Genomic DNA, 22,319 nt, shown 5'->3' with positions numbered 1-22,319 from the left:
AACCCACCTCCTGTGGTCTTCGCGGTCACGGGACTTCCGTGACAGGAGGGTCGTGCGTCGTGACTCCCGACACGGCTCGGCGAGCCGGAGGTCAGGGAGGCAACACTCCAGGGTACCGGTCGCAGTGCCGGGACCGGTAATCGTCACCCCGCGGCGGGACGGTCAGCCGTTGCCGGCCTGCCCGCCGCCGTTCCCGCCGCCGCCGTTCCCGCCGCCACCGTTACCGCCGCCGCCACCGCCGTCGTCACCACCGCCCTGCGTCGGGGTGGACGTCGGCTCGCTCGTCGTCGTCGGCTTGCTCGTCGGCTTGCTCGTCGGCGTGGGCGCCTGCGTCGGGACGACGACCGGCGGCCCCGACGACACCAGCAGGATCACCGCCGAGCCCCGCTTGGCGGTCACCCCGCCTCCCGGCAGCGTGCTGAGGACGACGCCTTGCGCGACCTTGTCGGACGGGACCTGACGCGTCGTGACCTGGAAGCCGGCGTTCTGGAGCAGCTGACGGGCGGCGGCCTCGCTCTGGCCGGAGACGTCCGGGATCTGGGCGGTGCCGTCGTCCTGCTGCGTGGGCTCGTCGGTCGGCGTGGACGCCTGGGTAGGCTCCTGCGTGGGCTGCTGCGTCTGCGTCCACGTCGGGGTCGGGGTCCAGGTGGCCATCGTCGGCTGGTACTCGGGGAAGTCCTCCACGTCCATGCCGTCCATCGCACGCTTCATGTAGTTGGTCCAGAGCGTGGTGGGCCAGGTGCTGCCCGTGATGTAGTTCCAGCCCCCGAAGCCGGCGATGGTCTGCTCCGAGCCGTCCTTGCCGGACTGCCACAGCCCCACGGCAGTGACGAGCTGCGGGGTGTAGCCGACGAACCACGCGGAGTGGTTCAGGTTCGAGGAGCCCGTCTTGCCGGCGACCGGACGACCCAGCCCCTGAGCGGTCATGCCCGAGCCCTCGTGCACGACGTCCTGGGCGGCCTCGGTGACCCCGCTGGCGATCTCCGCGTCGATCACCCGGGTGCCCTTCGTCGAGCCCTTGTAGACGAGGTCGCCGTCGAGCTCCTTCGCGGTCTTGATGATGTGCGGGGTGGTCTTGATCCCCTCGTTCGCGAACGTGGCGTAGGCGTTGGCGAGGTCCAGCGGGTGGACCGACGCGGTACCGAGCACGTTGGCGGCGTTGGTCTGGACCTCGGTCGTGATGCCGAGGCGCTTGGCCATCGCGGCCGTCGCCGACGGCCCCACCTGGTCGTTGACCTGGGCGAAGACGGTGTTGATGGACAGCGCGAAGGCACGCTTGAGCGTCACGCGCGCCTCGGACTCGCCCTCGAAGTTGCTCACCGGCTTGTCCCAGCCGGGGACGACCCGCTGGTCGGAGCCGTCGTAGATCTGGTCCAGCGAGTCGCCTGCCCTGAGGCCGGCCGCCAGGGTGAACGCCTTGAACGTCGACCCTGCCTGGGCGCTCGCCTTGGTCACGGCGTTGCGCTGGTTCTTGAGGTAGTCCGGGCCGCCGTAGAGGGCCTTGATCTCACCGGTCTTGGGGTCGAGCGTCACCAGGCCGGTGCCCATGCGCGGGTTGGCGTCCTTGGGGGTCTCCGCGACGGACTTCACGGCGTCCGCCTCCATCGACTTGTCGATGGTGGTGACGATGTTCATGCCGCGCTGGTTGACCTGCTCGTCGGTCATCCCGGTCTGCTTCTCGATCTCGTCCCGGACCATCTGGAGGATGTAGCCGTTCTGGCCCGCGTTCTGCTGCGAGGTCTTGACCTTCTTGGTGACCGGCATGCCCTTCTTCATCGCGTCGTCGTACTGCTTCTGCGTGATGTAGCCGTCGTCCTTCATGAAGCCCAGGCAGCGCGACCAGCGACCCTCGGAGAGGTCGGGGTTCACGCGGGGGTCGTAGATCCCCGGGCCCGGGATGAGGCCCGCGAGCAGGGCGGACTGCGACGGGCTCAGCTTGGCCGCGGAGATCCCGAAGTAGGCGTTCGCCGCCGCCTCGATACCGTTGGCGCCACGCCCGAAGTAGATCGTGTTGAGGTAGTTCTCGAGGATCTTGTCCTTGTCCTGCGACTTGGACATCTTGACCGCGAGCATCGCCTCCTTGAGCTTGCCCACGTAGTCGGACGTGGTGCCGCTCGTGTAGTACCGCTCGGCCGTCTGCTGCGTGATGGTCGAGCCGCCCTGGTGCGTCCCGTACTTGAGGTTCGTCAGTGCGGCACGGGCCATGCCCTTGAGGTCCACGCCGGAGTTCTCGTAGAACGACCGGTCCTCGGACGCCACGACGGCGTCCCGCACGTACGACGGCAGCTTCGACGTGTCGATGATCTTCCGGTTCTGCGCGTTGTCGTCCCGCAGCGTCCCGATGACGGTCTTCCCGTCGGAGTAGAAGACGGTGGTGGTCTGCCACTGCGTCAGCGCAGCCGGCTCCGTGGGCACGGTCGTCGTCGCGTAGGCCGCGACGAGCACGCCCGCGCCGAGCGCGAAGCAGCCCAGGATCGACCCGATGACGACGCGCCACGACGGCAGCCAGCGCCGGAAGCTCGTCACGTGGGAGCGCGGGTAGTTGAAGAACCGTCGCCAGCCGGTCCGGACGTAGGGCGTCCGCGCACCGTCCTCGCCGGCGAGCTCACCGTCTGCCTCGTCGGCCGAGGCGTCGCCCGTGGCGAGCGCGTCGTCGTCCGCCACGGCGACGGAGGACGCACCCCCGCGCCAGGGCTGCGCGCCGCCGCTCCTGCTGGTCGACCTGGTCGACGACGTCCCCGCTGACCCGCCGGTCACGCTGCGGCGTGCGGGCGCACCAGAGGGGGCAGCGTCGGTGTCGCTGCCCCAGATGCTGTCGAAGTCGGGGCGACCGGAAGATCCGGTGTGGTCGTCGCCTGGCGTCGTCAACGGTGTGCCTCTCGTCGGGGTCCGTTCCGGGCCGACCGCGTCACGACGACGCACGACGGCCCTTCGGAAGGATAGGGGGTCGAGCCAGGAGCGGACCGGATCGGTCCCCCGAGCCCCGAAGATGCACGCGACAGTTGTCCCCCGTGTTCGCCGGTCCTTCACAACGGGGCGGTGCGCACGCTACTTTCCGACACGTTGTTGCATCGATGCGTCGACTCGACGTAACCTGGCGATGTATCCATTCGATACATCGACCATGACGCGTCCGCCGGCGCCCACCTGGAGCACGGCGGACGCCGCCGTGCACGACGGGCGCCAGCAGGCAGCCCCGGCTGCCGGAGACCGGAGAAGGAGGTGCCCGCGTGCGAAGCCGTTCCGACGTCCTCGAGACCGCGATCCTGGGCCTCCTCAAGGACTCCCCGCTGCACGGGTACGAGCTCCGCAAGCGCCTCAACCTCGTGCTCGGCTCGTTCCGTGCCCTGTCGTACGGCTCCCTCTACCCGGCGCTGAAGACGCTCGTCACCCGCGGGCTCATCATCGGCACGGAGAGCTCCGAGGCCCCGTCGGCCGCGCTCGCCCCCGCACTGTCGGGCAGGCGGTCACGCATCGTCTACGAGCTCACCGCCGAGGGCAAGGAGCACCTTCAGCAGATCCTCGCGCAGGCCGGCCCCGCCGCCTGGGAGGACGAGAACTTCGACGTCCGCTTCGCCCTCTTCGGGCAGACGGACGTCGAGACCCGCCTGCGGATCCTCGAGGGCCGGCGCACCCGGCTCACCGAGCGGCTCGAGGCGGTCCGAGAGTCCACGACGCGATCCCGCGCCCGCATGGACGAGTACACGTGGGAGCTTCAGCGCCACGGACTCGAACAGGTCGAGCGTGAGGTCCGCTGGTTGGACGGGCTCATCACCGCCGAGCGCGATCGTGGCGCTCGGCCCACCGGATCCGCCAATGACCACCCGGTCAGCAGGCACCACACGACAGCCGACGGCGACCGTCGCCCCGGCACTGAAAGGTAAGGAGCGAGGATGTCCTCCATCCGCGTCGCCATCGCAGGCGTCGGGAACTGCGCGTCGTCCCTGGTTCAGGGCGTCGAGTTCTACAAGGACGCCGCCCCGGACTCGACGGTCCCGGGCCTCATGCACGTCACCTTCGGTGACTACCACATCTCCGACGTCGAGTTCGTTCTCGCGTTCGACGTGGACGCCAAGAAGGTCGGCTTCGACCTCGCCGACGCGATCACCGCGTCGGAGAACAACACCATCAAGATCGCTGACGTCCCGCCGACCGGCGTGACCGTCCAGCGCGGCCCGACCTTCGACGGTCTCGGCAAGTACTACCTCCAGACGATCGAGGAGTCGGACGCCCAGCCCGTCGACGTCGTCCAGGCGCTCAAGGACGCGAAGGTCGACGTCCTCGTGTCCTACCTCCCGGTGGGTTCCGAGGAGGCCGACAAGTTCTACGCGCAGGCCGCGATCGACGCCGGCGTCGGCTTCGTCAACGCCCTCCCCGTCTTCATCGCCTCCGACCCCGAGTGGGCGCAGAAGTTCGCTGACGCGGGCGTCCCGATCGTCGGCGACGACATCAAGTCGCAGGTCGGCGCGACCATCACGCACCGCGTGATGGCGAAGCTCTTCGAGGACCGCGGCGTCGTGCTGGACCGCACGTACCAGCTGAACGTCGGCGGCAACATGGACTTCAAGAACATGCTCGAGCGCGAGCGTCTCGAGTCCAAGAAGATCTCGAAGACCCAGGCCGTGACCTCCAACCTGACCGGCCCGCTCGCCGGCAAGAAGGAGGACAAGAACGTCCACATCGGCCCGTCGGACTACGTCGCGTGGCTCGACGACCGCAAGTGGGCGTACGTCCGCCTCGAGGGTCGCGCGTTCGGCGAGGTGCCCCTGAACCTGGAGTACAAGCTCGAGGTGTGGGACTCCCCGAACTCGGCCGGCATCATCATCGACGCCGTCCGCGCCGCGAAGATCGCCAAGGACCGTGGCGTCGGTGGCCCGATCCTGTCGGCGTCGACGTACCTCATGAAGTCCCCGCCCGTGCAGATGGAGGACACCCTGGGCCGTGCCCAGCTGGAGGCCTTCATCCGCGGTGAGGTGGAGCGCTGATCTGAAGCGCAGCGCAGGTTGAGGGCCCGGCATGCTTTTCGCCGGGCCCTCGGCCGTAGCGGAGCGAAAGATCAGAGCGACCACAAGGGTGGAGCGCTGATCTGAAGCGCAGCGCAGGTTGAGGGCCCGGCATGCTTTTCGCCGGGCCCTCGGCCGTAGCGGAGCGAAAGATCACTCGCAACTAGGCTGGCGGCGTGCCTGAGCCTGCTGCCGCTTCTCCTGCTGCGCCGGAGCCGCCTGCGCCGGACGGCTCGCGGGCGACGGTCCTGACGGATCTGCGCGACCTGGGTCGTCGTCGGCCGTTCCGTCGTCTGATGCTGGCGCGGCTGACGAGCCAGCTGGGCGACGGCATGTTCCAGGTGGGTCTGGCGAGCTTGTTCTTCTTCTCGGCGACGACGTCGCCGGCGGGGGTGACGGCGGGTCAGGTGGCGGCGGCGTTCGCGGTGATGTTGTTGCCGTTCACGCTGGTCGGCCCGTGGGCGGGGGTGTTCCTGGACCGGTGGCGTCGCCGTCAGGTGCTGCTGGTGGGGAACGTGGTCCGTCTGGGGTTGGCGGTGGCGTTGACGGCGGTGATGGCGTCGGCGGGTGTGAACCTGGCGGTGTACGTGCTGGCGTTGACGGCGTTGAGCGTGAACCGTCTTCTGCTGTCGGCCTTCTCGGCGTCGTTGCCGCACGTGGTGCCGCGGTCGCACCTGTTGACGGCGAACGCCCTGGTGCCGACGTTGGGGTCGATCGCGGCGGGTCTGGGCGGTGCGGTGGGCCTGGTGACCCGGTTCGCGCTCCCGGAGGGTGCGGCGCAGGACGCGGGCGCGCTGGCGTGCGCGGCGGTGGCGTTCGGGCTGGCAGCGCTGGCGGCGACGTGGTTCGTCCCCGACGCGTTGGGGCCGGACGTGTTCCGCAGCCGTGACGAGCTGCGGTCGGAGCTGGCACGCACGGGGCGGGACCTGGTGGCGGGCGCCCGGTACCTGGTGGCACGTCGCACGCCGGCTGAGGGTCTCACGGTCGTGCTGGTGACGCGGTTCGCGTACGGGACGGTGTTCATCGCGTGGTTGTTGGCGTGCCGGAACCTGCTGACGGACTCGTCGGACGTCGACGGCGGGGCGGCCCGGTTCGGCGCGGTCCTGGCGGCCACGGGCGTCGGGTTCGCGCTGGCGGTGGTGCTCACCCCCACGTTGAGCCGCCGCACCGGCCCGCAGCGGTGGATCGTGGGGTGCCTAGGGCTGGGCACTGTCGCGCAGGTGCTGGTGGCGGTGCACCTGAGCCTGGTGACGATCGTGGTGGCGGCGCTCCTGCTGGGGCTGGCGGCGCAGGGCGCGAAGATCGCGGTGGACACGATCGTGCAGCGCGACACGGACGACGCGTTCCGGGGCCGTGCGTTCGCCCTGTACGACGTCCTGTACAACGCGGGGTTCGTGGGTGCGGCCGCGCTGGCGGCGGCGGCCCTCCCGGACGACGGCGACGCCCCCGTCGTGATGTGGGCGCTCGCGGCGCTGTACGCCGCCGGGGCGCTGGTGCTGGGCCGCTGGGGCACGCGGGAGCCCGTCGAGGTCCCGACGCCCGCGTAGGTTCCCGAAGGTGCCGTCGGTGGCTCAGTCCGGCGGTGCGGCGAGCGGCCAGCCCGCCGCGGCGAGCAGCGCGCGCACGCGCGCGACGTCGCGGTCGAGCGGCGGCTGCGCGGTGGTCCGTTCGATGAGCCCGGTGATGTCCTCGTGCGCGACGACCCCGCCGTCCGCGCGCTGCAGCGCGGTCACGGCCACGTCCTCGACCTCGTCGTCGGTGAGGGTGCGGCGCAGGAGCGCGAACAGCGGCGCGTAGTCGTGCTCGGGGACGCCGGCGGGGTAGCCCTCGCGGAGCCAGGCGACGACCTGTGCGACGCGGCTCATCAGCTCTTCACGATCAGCCACAGGCCGCCGACCACGGCGGCGAGGACCAGGCCGAAGCACACCGTCGCGGTCACGACGCCCAGCGCGCGGCGGGGCGGCGCGACGCTCACGCCGCCGGGCAGCGGGTCGTCCTCCTCGAGCCGTCCCTCGGCCTGGAAGACGCCACGCAGCCCGAGGGCGAACAGCGCGGGCAGACCGGCCCCGACCACGAGCCCGGCGAGCAGGACCTGGCCCAGAGCGGACCAGTCGACGATCGTTCCCATCGTGTTCTCCTGGGGTTTCAGACGGCCCGGACGACGGTGGCGGGCGACTCGGCCGGCTCCCAGTCGTCGTTGACGTTGTGGTGTCCGACGGGCGCCTTGCGGGCGGCCCACCAGAAGCCGGCGGCGGCGACGACGAGGAGCGCGAGCACGACCCCTTCGCCCAGCCCGCCACCGATCCAGTGCAGCAGCGCGAACGCGAGACCGCCGACGAGCGCCGCGGCCGGGAGCGTCACGACCCACGCCGAGACGAGGCGACCGGCGACCTTCCAGCGCACCTGGTCGCCACGGCCCACCCCGGACCCGAGGATCGACCCGGACGCCACGTGCGTCGTCGACAGCGGGTAGCCGAAGTGGCTGGACAGCAGGATGACGGCCGCGGACGACGTCTCGGCGGCCATGCCCTGGGGCGGCTCGATGTCCACGAGGCCCTTGCCGAGCGTCCGGATGACACGCCACCCGCCGAGGTACGTCCCGAGCGCGATCGCGAGACCGCACGCGAACACGACCCAGATCGGCACGCTCGCCCCCTTGTCGAGCTCACCGCCCGCGACGAGCGCCAGCAGGATGATGCCCATCGTCTTCTGCGCGTCGTTGGTGCCGTGGGCCAGCGACACGAGCGACGCCGAGCCGATCTGACCCCAGCGGAAGTCGCGGGTGCGGTTGCCTTCCGGGACGTCGCGGGTGAGCCGGTAGACGAGCCACGTGCCGAGGCTCGCGACGAGCCCGGCGATGACCGGGGCGAAGAGCGCGGGGACGATCACCTTCGAGAGCAGGCCGTCCCACTCGACGCCCGACATCCCGGCTGCCGCGATCACGGAGCCCACGAGGCCGCCGATGAGGGCGTGCGACGAGCTCGACGGGATGCCGAGGTACCAGGTGAGGAGGTTCCAGACGATCCCGCCGACGAGTCCCGCGAACACGACCGGGAGGGTCACGACGTCCTGGTCGACGATGCCGGTCGCGATCGTCGCGGCGACGCTCAGCGACAGGAACGCGCCGACCAGGTTGAGCACGCCGGACAGCGCGACCGCCGTGCGGGGTCTGAGGGCGCCGGTCGCGATGGACGTCGCCATCGCGTTGCCGGTGTCATGGAAGCCGTTGGTGAAGTCGAAGGCGAGGGCCGTGATGACCACGACGACCAGGAGTCCTGTGTCCACCCGTCCAGCGTGGACCCCTCGTCGGGGCCGACGCACGCCCCCGGTGCAGAGTTCACGGACCGTTCATGTCGGTCACGGGCCGGCGCTCCCGGCGCGGCCCGCAGCGCGAACTGGTCAGCTCGCGGCGCGGGCGGGAGCGTCGCGGGACGCCTTCTCGGACGCGTCTGCCGGCTCCTCGTGCGCGCGGTCGGCCCACACCCGTGCGGGCGCCTCGTAGTCCTCGGGGCGACGGGTGCGGTTGTCGTCGCACCAGCGGCACAGGACGTCCTCCTCGGCGCGCAGCGGCTCGGCGCAGTCCGCGCACGCGACCGGTGCCATGACGGTCATCCGGGTCTCCTCCCGACGGGGTTCGTCCCGTCGAGCATCTCTCCCCGACGGCCGTCCGGACGCCGGCGACACGCGGGCCGGGGACGGCCGGCTCACGACGTCGGCCGCTCCGACCACCACCGCAGCAGCTCGTCCCGCGCCGTGTCGGCGCCGACGGGGCCGCGGTCGAGCCGCAGCTCCATGAGGAACCGGTACGCCTGCCCGACCTCCGGGCCCGGCCGCAGGCCGAGGATCTCCATGATCTGGCCGCCGTCGAGGTCGGGTCGGATGCTCGCGAGCTCCTCCTCGCCGCGGAGGCGCTCGATGCGCTGCTCGAGGTCGTCGTAGGCGTCCGACAACCGCTTCGCCTTGCGCCGGTTGCGCGTCGTGCAGTCCGCCCGGGTGAGGCGGTGGAGCCGTTCGAGCAGCGGGCCCGCGTCGGTGACGTAGCGCCGCACGGCGGAGTCGGTCCACGTGCCGTCGCCGTACCCGTGGAAGCGCAGGTGCAGCTCGACCAGCCGGGAGACGGCCCTGACCGTCTCCTTGTCGTACCGCAGGGCGCGCAGGCGCTTCGCGGTGAGCTTGGCCCCCACCATCTCGTGGTGGTGGAAGCTCACTCCCCCGCCCTGCTCGAACCGGCGCGTCGCCGGCTTGCCGATGTCGTGCAGCAGCGCCGCGAGACGCAGCACCCGGTCGGGGCGCGGCACGGCGCCGTCCGGACCCGTCTCGAGGTCGATCGCCTGCTCGAGGACGGTCAGGGTGTGCTCGTAGACGTCCTTGTGCCGGTGGTGCTCGTCGATCTCGAGGCGCAGCGCGGGCAGCTCGGGCAGGACATGGTCGGCGAGTCCCGTCGCGACCAGCACCCCGAGCCCGTCGCGCGGCGTCGCGGACAGCAGCAGCTTGTCGAGCTCGTCGCGCACCCGCTCAGCGGACACGATCTCGATGCGCTGCGCCATCTGCGTGGCGGCCTCCAGCGTGGAATGTTCCACGTGAAACCCCAGCTGGGCGGCGAACCGGGCGGCACGCATCATGCGGAGCGGGTCGTCGTCGAACGACCGCTCGGGCGCGATCGGGGTCCGCAGCACGCCGGCCGCGAGGTCCGCCAGGCCGTCGTGCGGGTCGACGAACACCAGGTCCGGCAGGCGCACGGCCATCGCGTTCACCGTGAAGTCCCGCCGCGACAGGTCGCCCTCGAGCGTGCGCCCGAACGCGACGACCGGCTTGCGGGACTCCGGGTCGTACTCGTCCGAGCGGTACGTCGTCACCTCGACCACCACGTCGTCGGCGTCCCCGCGGCGGCCGGCGAACCGCTTCGCGCCGATCGTGCCGAACTCCTTGCCGATGTCCCAGTGCGCGTCGCCCCACGCCGCGAGCAGCGCGAGCGTCTCGTCGGGCGTCGCGGACGTCGCGAAGTCGAGGTCCGCGCTCGCCCGCCCGAGGAACGCGTCGCGCACCGGGCCGCCCACCAGCGCGAGCTCGTGCCCCGCGCCCCGGAACACCTCTCCCAGCTCGACGGCGGCAGGGGCGAGCTCCGTGAGGACGCTCAGCGCACGGCGCTGCAGGTCCAGCTCGGCGGACGTGGGGTTCGACATGAGAACCAAGCCTAACGAGGTCGGTAAAGTTGACCCATGCCCACTCCTGCGCAGCCGACGGGACGTCCGGGCATCCCAGCACCCCCCGGGGGCCACGCGCTGTGGGTCGACCCGGACGAGCAACGGCACGTCCAGACGCCGCCGTCGGCGTCGCTGCCGGTCTCGGAGGAGATCTCCGCGGGCGGCCTCGTGATCGACGCGAGCCAGGACGTGCCGCGCGCCGCGCTCATCGCGCGACGCAACCGCGGCGGCCGGCTCGAGTGGTGCCTGCCCAAGGGCCACCTCGAAGGCGTCGAGACCGCCGAAGAGGCCGCCGTCCGCGAGATCGCCGAGGAGACGGGCATCACCGGGGTCGTCGAGCGGCACGTCGGCACCATCGACTACTGGTTCACCGGCGACGACCGCCGCGTGCACAAGGTCGTCCACCACTTCCTGCTCCGTGCCGTCGGCGGTCGTATCACCGTCGAGGGCGACCCCGACCACGAGGCCGAGGACGCCGCCTGGGTCCCCCTCGACGACCTGGGGTCGCTCCTGGCGTACCCGAACGAACGACGGGTCGCGCACGCTGCCCGGGAGGCCCTCCTCGGCCGGCCCACCACCGTCCACCTGAGGTCCAGCGTGACGACGCACCGCAGCACCGACGCCTCATGACGCACCCGACCCGACACGCGGCCCGCGGCGCCGCGCTCCTCGTCGCGGCCGCCGTCACCCTCGGCGGCGCGCTGCCCGGGTTCGCCGCCGCGCGCCCCGCGGACGCACCCGTCGCCGCCTCCGGGACGGCGGACGCGGTCGCCGCGCACCGCGCCACCGTGACGCTCGTCACGATGACTCCCGGGGTCGTGCGCCCCGGGGCCGACGTCACCGTGACCGTTGACGTCGTCAACGGCACGCGCGCCGTCCTCGACGCACCGGTCGTCACCGTCACCCTCGACCGGTACCGCGACACGGCGCGCAGCGACCTCAGCGCGTGGACCGGTGCCGGACGCGGCGACGAGATCGGCAGCGTCGTCGGCCGCACCACGACCACAGCGCTCGCACCCGGCAGGTCCCGCCAGGTCACGGTCACCGTGGACGCCGACTCCCTCGGTCTCGGCACGGGCGCCGACGTCTGGGGCCCGCGCGGCCTGGCCGTCACCCTCACGGACGGCGCCGACCCGACGACCGCCCCGGACGCGCGGCTCGCCGTCCTGCGCACCTTCCTGCTCTGGTACCCGCCCACGGACGAGTCCGACGTCCGTGCGGTGCAGCTGGCCGTCGCGGTCCCCGTCACGGGTCCGCCGGTCACCGCCAGCGAGCCCGAGGCCGCCGCCGCCGAGATCTCCGCGGCGACCCAGCCGGGGACACGGCTCGACCACGTCGTCGCGGCCACACGGGACCTGCCGGACGTGTCCTGGGCCGTCGACCCTGCCCTCGTCGCCTCCGCCTCGACGTCGTCCGACGCCGCCGCGAGGACCTGGGCCCAGCAGGTGTGCGCCGGCGCGAGCACGGGACGCACCGTCTACGCGCTGCCGGCGTACGACGCCGACGTGGCGGCCTACGCGCACTCCGGGCACCGTGTCCCGTCGGGCGGTCCGACCCTCACCACCGCCCGGTGCGCAGGCTCGGAGACCGGCAGCACGTCCGGGACGACACCGACCAGCTCCCCGACGAGCGCGCCGACCGCCACCCCGACGGGCTCCGCGACGGCGTCCCCGTCCAGGAGCTCCGCGAACCTCGCCGCCGAGCCCTCGACGAACCTCGCACGCGTCTGGACGCACGGGCTCGCGTGGCCCGCGGAGGACGTCCCCGACCTGGCGACGATCACGACCGCCGTCGACTCCGGCCGCGGCACGGTCGTCACCGTCCCCGGCTCGACGGGGGCGCTGAGCGTGACCGAGGACGACGCCGTCAGCAGCGTCGTCTCGACGGTCAGCACCTCGGCGGGCGACGCCCGGCTGCTCGTCGCGGACGGCACCGTCAGCCGCGTCCTCGCGCACGACGAGGTCAGCGCGCAGGACACGCAGCTCCTGCTCGCCACCACCGCGGTCCTGTCACGCGCCGACGAGCAGGGGTCGACCGAGCGCGCGACCCTGCTCGCCGCGATGCCCCGCGACTGGGACCCCGACCCGACGTCCTGGGGCGCCGCGCTCGACGACGTCGACGACGCGCCGTGGGTCCGCCTCACCCACCTCTCCACCGTCGTCGACGACGCGCCCTCCGCCGTCCCCCGCCAGGGGCCCACCGCCCGGAGCAAGAACGCGCACGAGCTGCCCGCGTCGTCCGTCGACGCCCTCACCAAGGCCCGCTCCCAGGTCGCCGCGTTCTCCGGCGTCGTGACGGACCGTGCCGCGGTGACCACGCCGACGGCGGCCGCGCTGCTCAGCCCGGCGTCCGTCGCGTTCCGGACGGCACGCGCCGCACGAGCGGACGAGGTGACCGCCGCCCTGCGGGACGTCGACGCCCTGACGAGCAGCGTCTCCGTCGTCCCGGGCAGCGCCGTGAACCTCATCAGCTCGCGTGCCGGCCTGCCGGTGACCGTCCGCAACACGCTCGACCAGCCCGTCACCGTCACCATCAGCATGAAGTCGTCGGACCCCAAGCTGGTCGTCGAGGGGTCGCCGACCGTCGTCGTCCCCGCGGGGCGCGACCGGACCGTGCGGGTCGGCGTCCGGGCCGTCGGGAACGGCGACGTGGGCGTGACCGTCCAGCTCCGGTCCGCCGCCGGACGTCCCGTGGGCGACAGCTCGTCGTTCGACGTCCGCGTCCGCGCGGGCTGGGAGGCCGTCGGGACCTGGGTCGTGCTGGTGCTCCTGGGCGCAGCGTTCGTCGCAGGGATCTGGCGTACTGTCCGACGAGGACGGTCCAGCGCACGGACCACCCGGCGCGACTCCCCCGAGGCGGAGACCGCAGGAACGGACACCTCGGAGCTGCAGGCGCGGCACCGCGACGAACCGTCCGACACGACCACGACACCGGAGAGCGAGGACCGGACATCGCACCGCGACACGCGCGTCGATCGAACGCGGTGAGCACGAACCCGTCCCTCGGGGAGCGCGGCGGCCCGGAGCCCCGTCCCCCGCACGACGACGCGTACCCGGATGCGTACCCCGCGCGCCACCCCGAGACGGACGCCGAGACCGTCGGGCTGGTGGGCGACACCGTCGACCACGCCGCCCGGCAGACGCTCGGTGACCTCGACCTCGTCGCCGCGGAGGTCGAACGCCTCGAGCACCCCGGCACCGGAGTCGACGGTCTGCCCGCCACCGACCAGCCCTCCGAGGACGCCGACCAGCCCTCCGAGGACGAGGCGAAGGCCAACGCGTCCCTCGGCCGGCACACGACGCTCATGGCGTCGGGGACGGCGGTGTCCCGCGTCCTCGGGTTCGTCCGCAACATCGCGCTCATCGCGGCGATCGGCGCGACCTCCAGCGTCGCGAACGCGTTCGACATCGCCAACAAGCTGCCCAACATGCTGTTCGCGATCCTCGCCGGCGGGATGCTCAACGCCGTCCTGGTGCCCCAGATCGTGCGCGCCTACCAGAGCCGGCACGGTGAGGAGCACGTCAACAAGCTGCTCACGCTCGCCGGGATCATCCTGCTCGCGCTCACGACCGTCCTCACGCTCGCGTCGAGCGTGGTCGTCGCCATCAGCACCACGGGGTGGACGGACGACGAGACACGGCTGGCCGTCGCGTTCGCCTTCTGGTGCATCCCGCAGCTCTTCTTCTACGGCGTCTACACGCTGCTCGGCCAGGTGCTCAACGCCCGCGGGCAGTTCGGCCCCTTCATGTGGTCGCCCGCCCTCAACAACATCGTGGCCATCGCCGGGACCGTCGTCTTCATCGCGCAGTACGGCCGGTTCACGCCCGACGGGCCGACCGCCGACCCCGCGGCCTGGGACGGCGGCCAGATCGCGCTGCTCGCCGGCACGGCGACGCTCGGCATCGCCGCCCAGGCGCTGATCCTGCTCGTCCCGCTGTACCGCGGCGGGTTCCGCTACCGGGTCCGCCTCGGGTTCCGCGGCATCGGGCTGCGGTCCGCCGGCAACGTCGCCGGCTGGACCTTCCTCTCGGTGCTGCTCGAGCAGGCGGGCATCCTGCTCATCACGCGCATCGCCTCCTCGGCGCAGTCGGCCGCTGACGTCGCTCCCGGGACGGCCGTCGCCGGGAACGCCGCCTACTCCAACGCCCTGCTCATCTACCTGCTCCCCCACTCGCTGGTCACCGTCTCGATCGCCACCGCCCTCTTCACCGGCATCGCGGGCTCGGCCTCGCGCGGCGACCTCGCCGGGGTGCGGACCCTGCTCTCGCGCGGCCTGCGGACCGTCGGCGTGTTCACGATCTTCGCGGCCGCCGTCATGGTCGTCCTCGCCGAGCCCCTCGTGCGCGTGTTCATCCCCACCGCGCACGGTGGGGACTCCGTCGCGATCGCGCACGTGCTCGCGGCCATGGCGTTCGGGCTCGTGGGGCTCGGCGGGATGGTCCTCATGAAGTGGGTCTACTTCGCCTTCGAGGACGGGCGCACCGTCTTCTGGATCCAGGTCCCCGCGACGGTCCTGCTCGTCGGCCTGTCGTGGCTGGGCAGCCAGGTGCTCCCCCCGACCCAGTGGGTCGTCGGGATCGGCGCCTCGATGGCGATCGCCAACACCCTGACGTTCCTGCTGCGGAGCGTCGGCGTGAGCCGCACCCTCCACGGCATGGACGCGCGTCGCGTCGCCGCGCAGCACACGCGCGTGCTCCTGGCGACCGCCGTCGCGTCGGCCGCTGGGGTCGCCGCCCTCGCCGTCGTGCCCGACGACGCCACCGGCTGGGTCGCGTCGATGGTCGTCCTCGCGGTCGTGGGCTCGCTCATGGCGCTGGTCTACGCGGTCCTGCTCCGGCTGCTGCGCGTTCCCGAGCTCACCGAGCTCCTCGCGCCGTTCACCCGACGGCTCGGACGGTTCGCACACCGATGACCCGCAAGACCTCCCCGACCCGGCCGTGCCAGGGTGCGTACCATGTGGTGAACCCCGTCCGGGTCGCGGCCCGCCGCCCGGACGCAGCCACCGACCCCAGCGAGGACACGTGACCGACGTCGGTACCCGGATCGTCGCACGGTACGAGCTCGACGCACCGTTGCCCGAGGACCTCGCCGCCGTGACCTCGTGGCGTGCCACCGACCAGGTCCTCGGCCGCACCGTGCGAGTCGTCCTGCTCACAGGGAACCACGTCGCCCAGACGCTCGACGCCGCGCGCCGCACCGCCCTGCTCGCCGACCCGCGGCTCGCCCGCGTCCTCGACGTCGGCGTCGAGACCGTGCCGGCGCTCGACACCCAGCCCGCCCAGGAGATCGACTACGTCGTCTGCGAGCCGCCCTCGGGCACCAGCGTCGACGAGCTCGTCGCGACGCACGGCCCGTTCGACGCGCAGCAGGCGCGCGCCGTCGTCGGCGAGGCCGCGACCGCGCTCGAGGCGGCCCGCCGCCGCGGGCTGCACCACTGGGCCCTGCGACCCTCCGCCGTCCGGCTCGACGGCAGCCGCGTCGTCGTGTCCGGCATGGGTGTCGACGGCCCGGTGAGCGGGCTCGAGGCCCCCGACGGCAACGTCGGCTCGCAGCGCGACGCGCGCGACCTCGTCGCGCTGCTCTACTTCCTCATGACAGGCCTCTGGCCGACGACGGCGCTCGAGGACCCCTGGTTGTCGTCCGCGGTCGCCCGGCCGGCGCGCGCCCCGCAGACCGCGCAGGGTGCGTCCCCCCTGTCGAGCTTCGCGTCCGACGCGCCAGCCGACCTCGTCAGCCTCTGCGCGGACGCCCTCGGCCCGGGCTCGTCCGGACCGCAGACGCCGGGCGAGGTCGTCGACTCCCTCGCGCCGTGGCACGCCGTGCGTCCGGTGGGCTCGCGGACCTCGACCGCGTCGCGGTCCGTCCCGGCACCCGTCGTCGCGCCCGCTGCCGCGACGACTCGCGAACCCGGTCCGCTCCGCGTCCCCGTGTTCGGTGCGACCGCGACCGCTCCCGAGCCCCCCGTCCGCGTCTCGACGCATCCCGCGCCGGCCGTCGCGGTCGCGTCGGCACCCGCTCTCGCGCCCGGTGCTGCGGCGGGTGGTGCGTCCGACGCCGCCGCCGTGCCCGTCGCCTACGGCCCGGCGGACGCCGAGCCTCCCGCGAGCTTCTCGGCCGCGGCCCGTGGCGTCGAGACCGCGGCGCCGCCGACGCCGGACGTCCGTGGCGCCGACCGGCACCTCTTCGACCCGACGCGCCTCGTGCTCGGGCTGTTCGCCGCAGTGGTGGTCGTCGCGACGGTCCTCGGGTTCGTCGGGATCACCAAGGCCTGGGAGCCGGCCTTCGTGTACGCCGACAAGAAGCCCGCGGTCGCGGCTCCCGCAGCGACCCAGGGCGCGAACGACACCGGGACAGCCCCGCAGAAGACGGTGAAGCCCGAGGTCCGACCCGTGATCGCCAAGGGCGCCCAGGTCGACCCGCCCCCGCAGGGTGACAACAACGAGCACCCCGAGGCGGTCGAGAACGCCTTCGACGGCGACATCGACACCTACTGGTACACCCGGACCTACGGGACGCCCCAGTTCGGCGGCCTCAAGGACGGCGTCGGCTACGAGATCACGCTCGAGCAGGCGGCTCCCGTCTCCACCATCGTGCTCGACACCAACGACACCGGTGGGCACGTCGAGGTCCGGGCGACCACGGCCGACAAGCCCACCAGCGGTCCGGTGCTCGCCGAGGCCACGTTCGCCCCGGAGACCAACCTCACGTTCTCCAAGCCCGTGACGGCCAAGTCGTTCGTGCTCTGGTTCGACGAGCTGCCGACCACGAAGGACGGCAAGCTCCGGGTCGAGCTCAACGAGATCCAGCTCTCCTGACCGCTGCCGCCCCGACGGAACAAACCCGGGACACCCCGGCGTTGAACGCCGCGAGACGATCCAAGGAGTACCAGTGACCACCAGCACCACCCCTGCCGAGCCGCGCGACGTCGTCATCGTCGGGTCCGGTCCCGCCGGGTACACGGCCGCCGTCTACGCCGCTCGCGCAGGCTTCCGCCCCCTCGTGCTCGCCGGGTCGGTCACCGCCGGCGGCGCGCTCATGAACACCACCGACGTCGAGAACTTCCCCGGCTTCCCCGAGGGCGTCATGGGCCCCGCGCTCATGGAGTCCATGCAGCAGCAGGCGGAGCGGTTCGGCGCCCAGATCGAGTGGGACGACGTCACCGAGGCCGAGCTCACGGGCGACGTCAAGACGCTGCGCACCGCCAACGGCGAGACGTACACCGCGCGCACCGTGATCCTCGCGACCGGGTCGGCCTACCGCGAGCTGGGCCTCGAAGGAGAGAAGAAGCTCTCCGGTCGCGGCGTCTCCTGGTGCGCCACCTGCGACGGGTTCTTCTTCCGGGACCAGGTCATCGCGGTCGTCGGTGGCGGCGACTCGGCCGTCGAGGAGGCCACCTTCCTCACCCGGTTCGCGTCGAAGGTCGTGATGATCCACCGTCGCGACGCCCTCCGTGCGTCCAAGATCATGGCGGACCGCGCGGCAGCCGACCCGAAGATCGAGTTCGTGTGGAACTCCGAGGTCGTGGACGTGCGCGGCGACGCGAAGCTCGAGCGACTCACGCTGCGCGACACCGTCACCGGCGAGCAGCGCGAGCTCGACGTCACCGGGCTCTTCGTCGCCATCGGGCACGAGCCCCGCACCGAGCTCGTGAAGGGGCAGGTCGACCTCGACGAGGCCGGCTACATCGAGGTCCAGGGCCGCACCACGCTCACCAACCTCCCTGGTGTGTTCGCGTGCGGCGACGCCGTGGACCACCGGTACCGCCAGGCCATCACCGCGGCCGGCTCGGGCTGCTCCGCCGCACTCGACGCGCAGGCGTACCTCGCCGAGCTCGACGACGTGGTCAGCCTGCCCGAGCAGCCCGTCGAGATCGTCGTCTCCTGACCCTCTCCCCTCTCGCCGAACCCATCTTGCCCGGAGGTCCTTCATGAGCAGCCGCACCCCGGCCGTCACCGACGAGTCGTTCGCGTCCGACGTCATCCGGTCGGACGTCCCCGTCCTCGTGGACTTCTGGGCCGAGTGGTGCGGCCCGTGCCGCCAGGTGGCCCCGATCCTCGAGGAGCTCGCCGAGCAGTACGAGGGCCGCGTCAAGATCCTCAAGCTCGACACCGACGCCAACCCGGCCACCACGGCCGCCTACGGAGTCGTCTCGATCCCGACCCTGAACTTCTACCGTGGCGGCGAGCTCGTGAAGTCGCTCGTGGGGGGTCGCCCGAAGCGTGCCCTCGCAGAGGAGATCGACAGCGTCCTCGCCTGACCGCAGGCCCGAAGGGCCCGGCGCCGCTTCCTCAGGGAGCGGGCGCCGGGCCCTTCTGGCGTCCACCGGACGCTGCGCAACCCGCTCTGCGCTCCGTGTCACACTGGACGCGTGAGCGACCACGTGACCCCGCCGACCGTCGTCCCTGCGACCGAGACTGCCACCCCGGCAGCGGCAACGGCAACGGCGGCGACGGCAGGCGCGCCCACGGGCACGCGCCTGGACCCGTGGTTCGGTTCGTACGCCGACCGCGCGCACGGCATGCGCGCGTCCGAGATCCGGGCCCTCTTCGCCGTCGCGAACCGGCCCGAGGTCGTGTCGCTCGCCGGCGGCATGCCCTACCTCGAGGGACTTCCCCTCGACGCCATCGCCGAGATGTCCGCCGACCTCGTCCGTACCCGCGGCACCACCGCGCTCCAGTACGGCAGCGGTCAGGGCGACGAGACGCTTCGCGAGCAGATCATCGACGTCATGCGGCTCGAGGGCATCGAGGCGCACCCCGACGACGTGGTCGTCACGACCGGATCGCAGCAGGCCCTCGACCTCGTGACCCGCATCTTCGTGAACCCCGGGGACGTCGTCGTCGCCGAGGCGCCCTCGTACGTCGGCGCCCTGGGGGTGTTCCGGTCGTACCAGGCCGAGGTCGTGCACTCCCCGATCGACGCCGACGGACTCGTCCCCGAGCTGCTCGAACAGACCCTGGCTGGCCTGGCGGCGGCCGGGAAGCGGGTCAAGCTCCTCTATGTCATCCCGAACTATCACAACCCCGGCGGAGTGAGCATCTCGCTCGAGCGTCGCCCACGGATCGTCGAGATCGCGCGCCGGTACGGCGTGCTCGTCCTCGAGGACAACCCGTACGGGCTCCTCGGGTTCGACGAGGAGCCGCGGCCGGCACTCCACTCGTACGACCCCGAGGGCGTCGTCTACCTCGGCACCTTCTCCAAGACGTTCGCGCCCGGCTACCGGGTCGGCTGGGCCGTCGCACCCCACGCCGTCCGCGAGAAGCTCGTCCTCGCCGCCGAGTCGTCCATCCTGTGCCCGTCCAACGCGTCGCAGCTCGCGGTGTCGACCTACCTCGCCACCGCAGACTGGATGAGCCAGATCAAGCAGTTCCGCGAGCTCTACCGAGAGCGTCGCGACGCCATGGTCGGCGCCCTCGCGGAGCACCTCCCGAGCGCCAGCTGGAACGTCCCCGCAGGCGGCTTCTACACCTGGGTCAAGCTGCCCGACGGCCTCGACGCCCGGGCGATGCTGCCCCGCGCCGTGACCGCGCGCGTCGCGTTCGTCCCCGGCACCGCGTTCTACTACGACGGCTCCGGGTCCGACCACGTCCGGCTCTCGTTCTGCTTCCCGTCGCCCGAGCGGATCCGCGAGGGGGTCCGCCGGCTCGCCGGCGTCGTGGCGAGCGAGCTCGACCTCGTCCAGATCTTCGGCACCGCCGGCCGTTCGTCGGGTCGCGACCACGACGCACCGTCGCCCGACCTGTCCTGACGGGTTCATCCTGGCCGGTCCGACCGTGCCACGATTCCCACCCCACACGGTCGGCCCGGGCCGCCGTCGTCCTCCGCCCGCACGTCCAGAGAGGTGTCGCACATGACGTCGACCGGCCCCCACATCGTGATCCTCGCCGGCGGGCTCTCGCACGAACGAGACGTCTCGATCCGGTCGGGACGCCGCGTCGCGGACGCGCTGCGTGGCGCCGGGTGCGAGGTGGTGGTCCGCGACGTCGACGCGTCGCTGCTGGGTCGACTCGCGGACGACCGGCCCGACGTGGTGTGGCCGCTGCTGCACGGCGCGACCGGAGAGGACGGCTCCATCCACGACATCCTGGAGCTCCTCGGTCTCCCTGTCGTCGGCTCCGACCCACGAGCCAGCCGTGTCGCGTGGAACAAGGCCATCGCCAAGAGCATCGTGCTGGGCGCCGGGCTCCCCTCGCCCGACTACGTCACCCTGCAGCAGAGCGTCTTCCGCGAGCTCGGTGCCGGAAGCGTCCTCCAGGGGCTGTCCCGGTCGCTCGGGATGCCCGTGGTGGTCAAGCCCAACCGTGGCGGCTCGGCACTCGGCGTCACGCTCACCACCGATGCCGACGAGCTCCCCCACGCGCTCGTCCACGCCTTCTCGTACGGTGACGTCGCGCTCGTCGAACGTGCCGTCACCGGCACGGAGATCGGGGTCAGCGTCATCGAGACGGACGAGGGGCCCGTCGCGTTGCCCGGCGTCGAGGTCGTGACCGACGGCCCCTACGACTACGACGCCCGGTACAACCCCGGCCGCGCCGAGTACTTCACGCCCGCACGTATCTCGGACGAGCTCCGTGGTGAGGTCGACCGGGTCGCCGTCGCAGCGTTCCGAGCCCTCGGGCTGCGCGACCTCGCGCGCGTCGACCTCATCGTGGACGGGGACGACGTGCCGCAGTTTCTCGAGGTGAACGTCTCGCCTGGTATGACCGAGACGTCGCTCTTCCCGCAGGCGGTCACCGCGTCCGGTTCGTCGCTCGGCGAGGCGTACCGCGGGATCGCGGAGCGTGCGTTCCGGCGCGGGCCGCGACGGCACGTGTCGGCCTGACCGGCTGTCCATCACCATCGTCCGTGCGGGGCACAGCGGTATCGACCACACCACAGCGGCATCACCTGCAAACGACAGGAAGCCCTGGCACCTCGATGAGGTGCCAGGGCTTCCTGCTCTGGATCACGGCCTCAGCAGACCCGGGTCGTTCGGCGCCATCACGTCGAGGATCCTGTTGAGGTCCTCGACCGACGCGAACTCGATGGTCACCCGCCCCTTCGCCTTGCCCAGGTCGACTCGCACCCGCGTCTCGAACCGGTCCGACAGCCGGCCCGCGAGCTGGTCCACGGCCTCGCTGCGCTGACCCGCACGCGGTGCCGCCCGACGGGGGCGATCCTCCGCGTCGCCGAGCGCCACGATCTCCTCCGTCGCGCGGACCGACAAGCCCTCCGACACGATCCGCTGCGCAAGACGCTCCACCGCGGCGCCGTCCGTGAGACCCAGCAGCGCGCGCGCGTGCCCCGCCGAGAGCACACCCGCCGCGACCCGCCGCTGCACCAGCGGCGGCAGTCGGAGCAACCGGAGCGTGTTCGAGATCTGCGGGCGTGACCGAGAGATCCGCGTCGCGAGCTCGTCGTGCGTGCACCCGAAGTCGTCCAGCAGCTGGCGATACGCAGCAGCCTCCTCCAACGGGTTCAGGGCACTACGGTGCAGGTTCTCCAAGAGGGCGTCTCGCAGCATGTCCTCGTCGTCCGTGCTGCGGACGATGGCCGGCACCTCGTCCAGGCCGGCCGCCTGCGCAGCACGCCACCGACGCTCGCCCATGATGAGCTCGAAGGCCCCCGGCTCCGCAGGATCCGGACGGACCACCACCGGCTGCAGGACACCGATCTCCCTGATCGAGCCGATCAGCTCGTCAAGGTCGCCGTCGTCGAAGACCGTGCGCGGCTGGCGCGCGTTCGGGCGAATCAGGTCGACGGGAATCTCAGCGAAGGTCGCTCCGGGGACGGGGACCAGGCCCTCTGGATTGCTCCGGCCCGCAGTGTTCGCCATCGAGGCAGGGGCGTCGGATCCGGGGACCGGCGAGGCACCTGACTCCGAGGTGCCCTCCTCGGCGAGGACCTCGGACGTCACGGTGCTGTCGTCGACCGCCGACCCGACGATGGCTTTGTCGCCCGCCGTCTCGTCCGTGACAGATGCGTCGCCGTCGACGCGGCCGGCCCCCGAGTCGTGGTCACCCGTCACGCTGCTCGTCGTCGCGCCGATCGTCTGCACGTCGTTGTCATCGACGTCACCGCGCGCGGCTCCGCCCTCGTCCGTGCTGGTTGTCCGGCCCGAGGAGTCATTGCC

18 protein-coding genes are annotated in these 22,319 nt (G+C 72.2%); 11 read left to right on the top strand and 7 right to left on the bottom strand.

Annotated elements, in window-relative coordinates; translation table 11 throughout:
* Positions 1–162 precede the first annotated feature (162 nt).
* Positions 163–2,664, bottom strand: coding sequence for a transglycosylase domain-containing protein (locus CLV34_RS11685; protein WP_170044671.1), 2,502 nt, complete (start codon positions 2,662–2,664; stop codon positions 163–165).
* A 566-nt stretch (positions 2,665–3,230) separates the two neighbouring features.
* Here CLV34_RS11685 and CLV34_RS11680 point away from each other — a divergent pair.
* The 3 genes from CLV34_RS11680 to CLV34_RS11670 all read left to right on the top strand — a co-directional run bounded on the left by CLV34_RS11680 (position 3,231) and on the right by CLV34_RS11670 (position 6,550).
* Positions 3,231–3,884, top strand: coding sequence for a PadR family transcriptional regulator (locus tag CLV34_RS11680; protein ID WP_100350479.1), 654 nt, complete (start codon positions 3,231–3,233; stop codon positions 3,882–3,884).
* A gap of 9 nt (positions 3,885–3,893) precedes the next feature.
* Positions 3,894–4,985, top strand: a complete 1,092-nt coding sequence (locus tag CLV34_RS11675) for an inositol-3-phosphate synthase (protein WP_100350478.1) — start codon at positions 3,894–3,896, stop codon at positions 4,983–4,985.
* Positions 4,986–5,179: 194 nt separating this feature from the next.
* The gene (locus CLV34_RS11670) at positions 5,180–6,550 is read left to right on the top strand and encodes an MFS transporter (RefSeq protein ID WP_245859194.1); all 1,371 of its coding nucleotides are present in this window, start codon (positions 5,180–5,182) and stop codon (positions 6,548–6,550) included.
* A 24-nt stretch (positions 6,551–6,574) separates the two neighbouring features.
* On the opposite strand, the gene CLV34_RS11665 is transcribed toward CLV34_RS11670, so the two are convergent.
* The 5 genes from CLV34_RS11665 to CLV34_RS11645 all read right to left on the bottom strand — a co-directional run bounded on the left by CLV34_RS11665 (position 6,575) and on the right by CLV34_RS11645 (position 10,186).
* Entirely contained in the window at positions 6,575–6,868 is a 294-nt protein-coding gene (locus CLV34_RS11665; RefSeq protein ID WP_100350476.1) for a DUF3349 domain-containing protein, read from the bottom strand.
* Positions 6,868–7,131, bottom strand: coding sequence for a hypothetical protein (locus tag CLV34_RS11660; RefSeq protein ID WP_100350475.1), 264 nt, complete (start codon positions 7,129–7,131; stop codon positions 6,868–6,870). The genes CLV34_RS11665 and CLV34_RS11660 overlap by 1 nt, the downstream gene beginning before the upstream one ends.
* A 17-nt stretch (positions 7,132–7,148) precedes the next feature.
* Positions 7,149–8,288, bottom strand: coding sequence for an inorganic phosphate transporter (locus CLV34_RS11655; protein ID WP_100350474.1), 1,140 nt, complete (start codon positions 8,286–8,288; stop codon positions 7,149–7,151).
* A 114-nt stretch (positions 8,289–8,402) separates the two neighbouring features.
* Entirely contained in the window at positions 8,403–8,615 is a 213-nt protein-coding gene (locus CLV34_RS11650; RefSeq protein WP_100350473.1) for a hypothetical protein, read from the bottom strand.
* A gap of 92 nt (positions 8,616–8,707) precedes the next feature.
* Complete coding sequence (locus tag CLV34_RS11645; RefSeq protein ID WP_100350472.1) at positions 8,708–10,186, bottom strand: CCA tRNA nucleotidyltransferase; 1,479 nt, start codon at positions 10,184–10,186, stop codon at positions 8,708–8,710.
* 36 nt (positions 10,187–10,222) lie between these two features.
* Between CLV34_RS11645 and CLV34_RS11640 the strand changes: the two genes are divergently transcribed.
* The 8 genes from CLV34_RS11640 to CLV34_RS11605 all read left to right on the top strand — a co-directional run bounded on the left by CLV34_RS11640 (position 10,223) and on the right by CLV34_RS11605 (position 21,029).
* On the top strand, positions 10,223–10,837 hold the full coding sequence (locus tag CLV34_RS11640) for an NUDIX hydrolase (protein ID WP_211289430.1): 615 nt from the start codon (positions 10,223–10,225) through the stop codon (positions 10,835–10,837).
* The gene (locus CLV34_RS11635; protein ID WP_100350471.1) at positions 10,834–13,194 is read left to right on the top strand and encodes a DUF6049 family protein; all 2,361 of its coding nucleotides are present in this window, start codon (positions 10,834–10,836) and stop codon (positions 13,192–13,194) included. Before CLV34_RS11640 ends, CLV34_RS11635 begins: the two co-directional genes overlap by 4 nt.
* On the top strand, positions 13,191–15,119 hold the full coding sequence (murJ, locus tag CLV34_RS11630; protein ID WP_245859193.1) for a murein biosynthesis integral membrane protein MurJ: 1,929 nt from the start codon (positions 13,191–13,193) through the stop codon (positions 15,117–15,119). The genes CLV34_RS11635 and murJ overlap by 4 nt, the downstream gene beginning before the upstream one ends.
* Before the next feature lie 109 nt (positions 15,120–15,228).
* Entirely contained in the window at positions 15,229–17,022 is a 1,794-nt protein-coding gene (locus tag CLV34_RS11625) for a protein kinase family protein (protein ID WP_100350470.1), read from the top strand.
* A 73-nt stretch (positions 17,023–17,095) separates the two neighbouring features.
* Positions 17,096–18,091 (top strand): thioredoxin-disulfide reductase, encoded by a 996-nt coding sequence (gene trxB, locus CLV34_RS11620; RefSeq protein WP_100350469.1) that lies wholly within the window; start codon positions 17,096–17,098, stop codon positions 18,089–18,091.
* A gap of 43 nt (positions 18,092–18,134) precedes the next feature.
* On the top strand, positions 18,135–18,464 hold the full coding sequence (gene trxA / locus CLV34_RS11615) for a thioredoxin (RefSeq protein ID WP_100350468.1): 330 nt from the start codon (positions 18,135–18,137) through the stop codon (positions 18,462–18,464).
* Between the two features lie 219 nt (positions 18,465–18,683).
* Complete coding sequence (locus CLV34_RS11610; protein WP_245859204.1) at positions 18,684–19,955, top strand: aminotransferase-like domain-containing protein; 1,272 nt, start codon at positions 18,684–18,686, stop codon at positions 19,953–19,955.
* Positions 19,956–20,057: 102 nt separating this feature from the next.
* Positions 20,058–21,029 (top strand): D-alanine--D-alanine ligase family protein, encoded by a 972-nt coding sequence (locus tag CLV34_RS11605; protein WP_100350569.1) that lies wholly within the window; start codon positions 20,058–20,060, stop codon positions 21,027–21,029.
* 123 nt (positions 21,030–21,152) lie between these two features.
* On the opposite strand, the gene CLV34_RS11600 is transcribed toward CLV34_RS11605, so the two are convergent.
* Positions 21,153–22,244: a ParB/RepB/Spo0J family partition protein gene (locus CLV34_RS11600; protein ID WP_342747223.1), complete on the bottom strand. Its 1,092-nt coding sequence runs from the start codon at positions 22,242–22,244 to the stop codon at positions 21,153–21,155.
* Positions 22,245–22,319: the final 75 nt, after the last annotated feature.

Origin of the sequence: Luteimicrobium subarcticum, assembly GCF_002798015.1 — a bacterium.
Lineage (GTDB): Bacteria > Actinomycetota > Actinomycetes > Actinomycetales > Cellulomonadaceae > Luteimicrobium > Luteimicrobium subarcticum.
The sequence above is the reverse complement of the archived record's forward strand: the minus strand, read 5'-3'. Positions and strand labels throughout refer to the sequence as shown.

Bases quoted from the DNA above. Each gene is read 5' to 3' on its own strand.
- CLV34_RS11650 (WP_100350473.1), bottom strand. From the start codon at position 8,615: ATGACCGTCATGGCACCGGTCGCGTGCGCGGACTGCGCCGAGCCGCTG.
- CLV34_RS11645 (WP_100350472.1), bottom strand. From the start codon at position 10,186: ATGTCGAACCCCACGTCCGCCGAGCTGGACCTGCAGCGCCGTGCGCTG.
- CLV34_RS11665 (WP_100350476.1), bottom strand. From the start codon at position 6,868: ATGAGCCGCGTCGCACAGGTCGTCGCCTGGCTCCGCGAGGGCTACCCC.
- CLV34_RS11640 (WP_211289430.1), top strand. From the start codon at position 10,223: ATGCCCACTCCTGCGCAGCCGACGGGACGTCCGGGCATCCCAGCACCC.
- CLV34_RS11605 (WP_100350569.1), top strand. From the start codon at position 20,058: ATGACGTCGACCGGCCCCCACATCGTGATCCTCGCCGGCGGGCTCTCG.
- CLV34_RS11675 (WP_100350478.1), top strand. From the start codon at position 3,894: ATGTCCTCCATCCGCGTCGCCATCGCAGGCGTCGGGAACTGCGCGTCG.
- CLV34_RS11635 (WP_100350471.1), top strand. From the start codon at position 10,834: ATGACGCACCCGACCCGACACGCGGCCCGCGGCGCCGCGCTCCTCGTC.
- CLV34_RS11660 (WP_100350475.1), bottom strand. From the start codon at position 7,131: ATGGGAACGATCGTCGACTGGTCCGCTCTGGGCCAGGTCCTGCTCGCC.
- trxA (WP_100350468.1), top strand. From the start codon at position 18,135: ATGAGCAGCCGCACCCCGGCCGTCACCGACGAGTCGTTCGCGTCCGAC.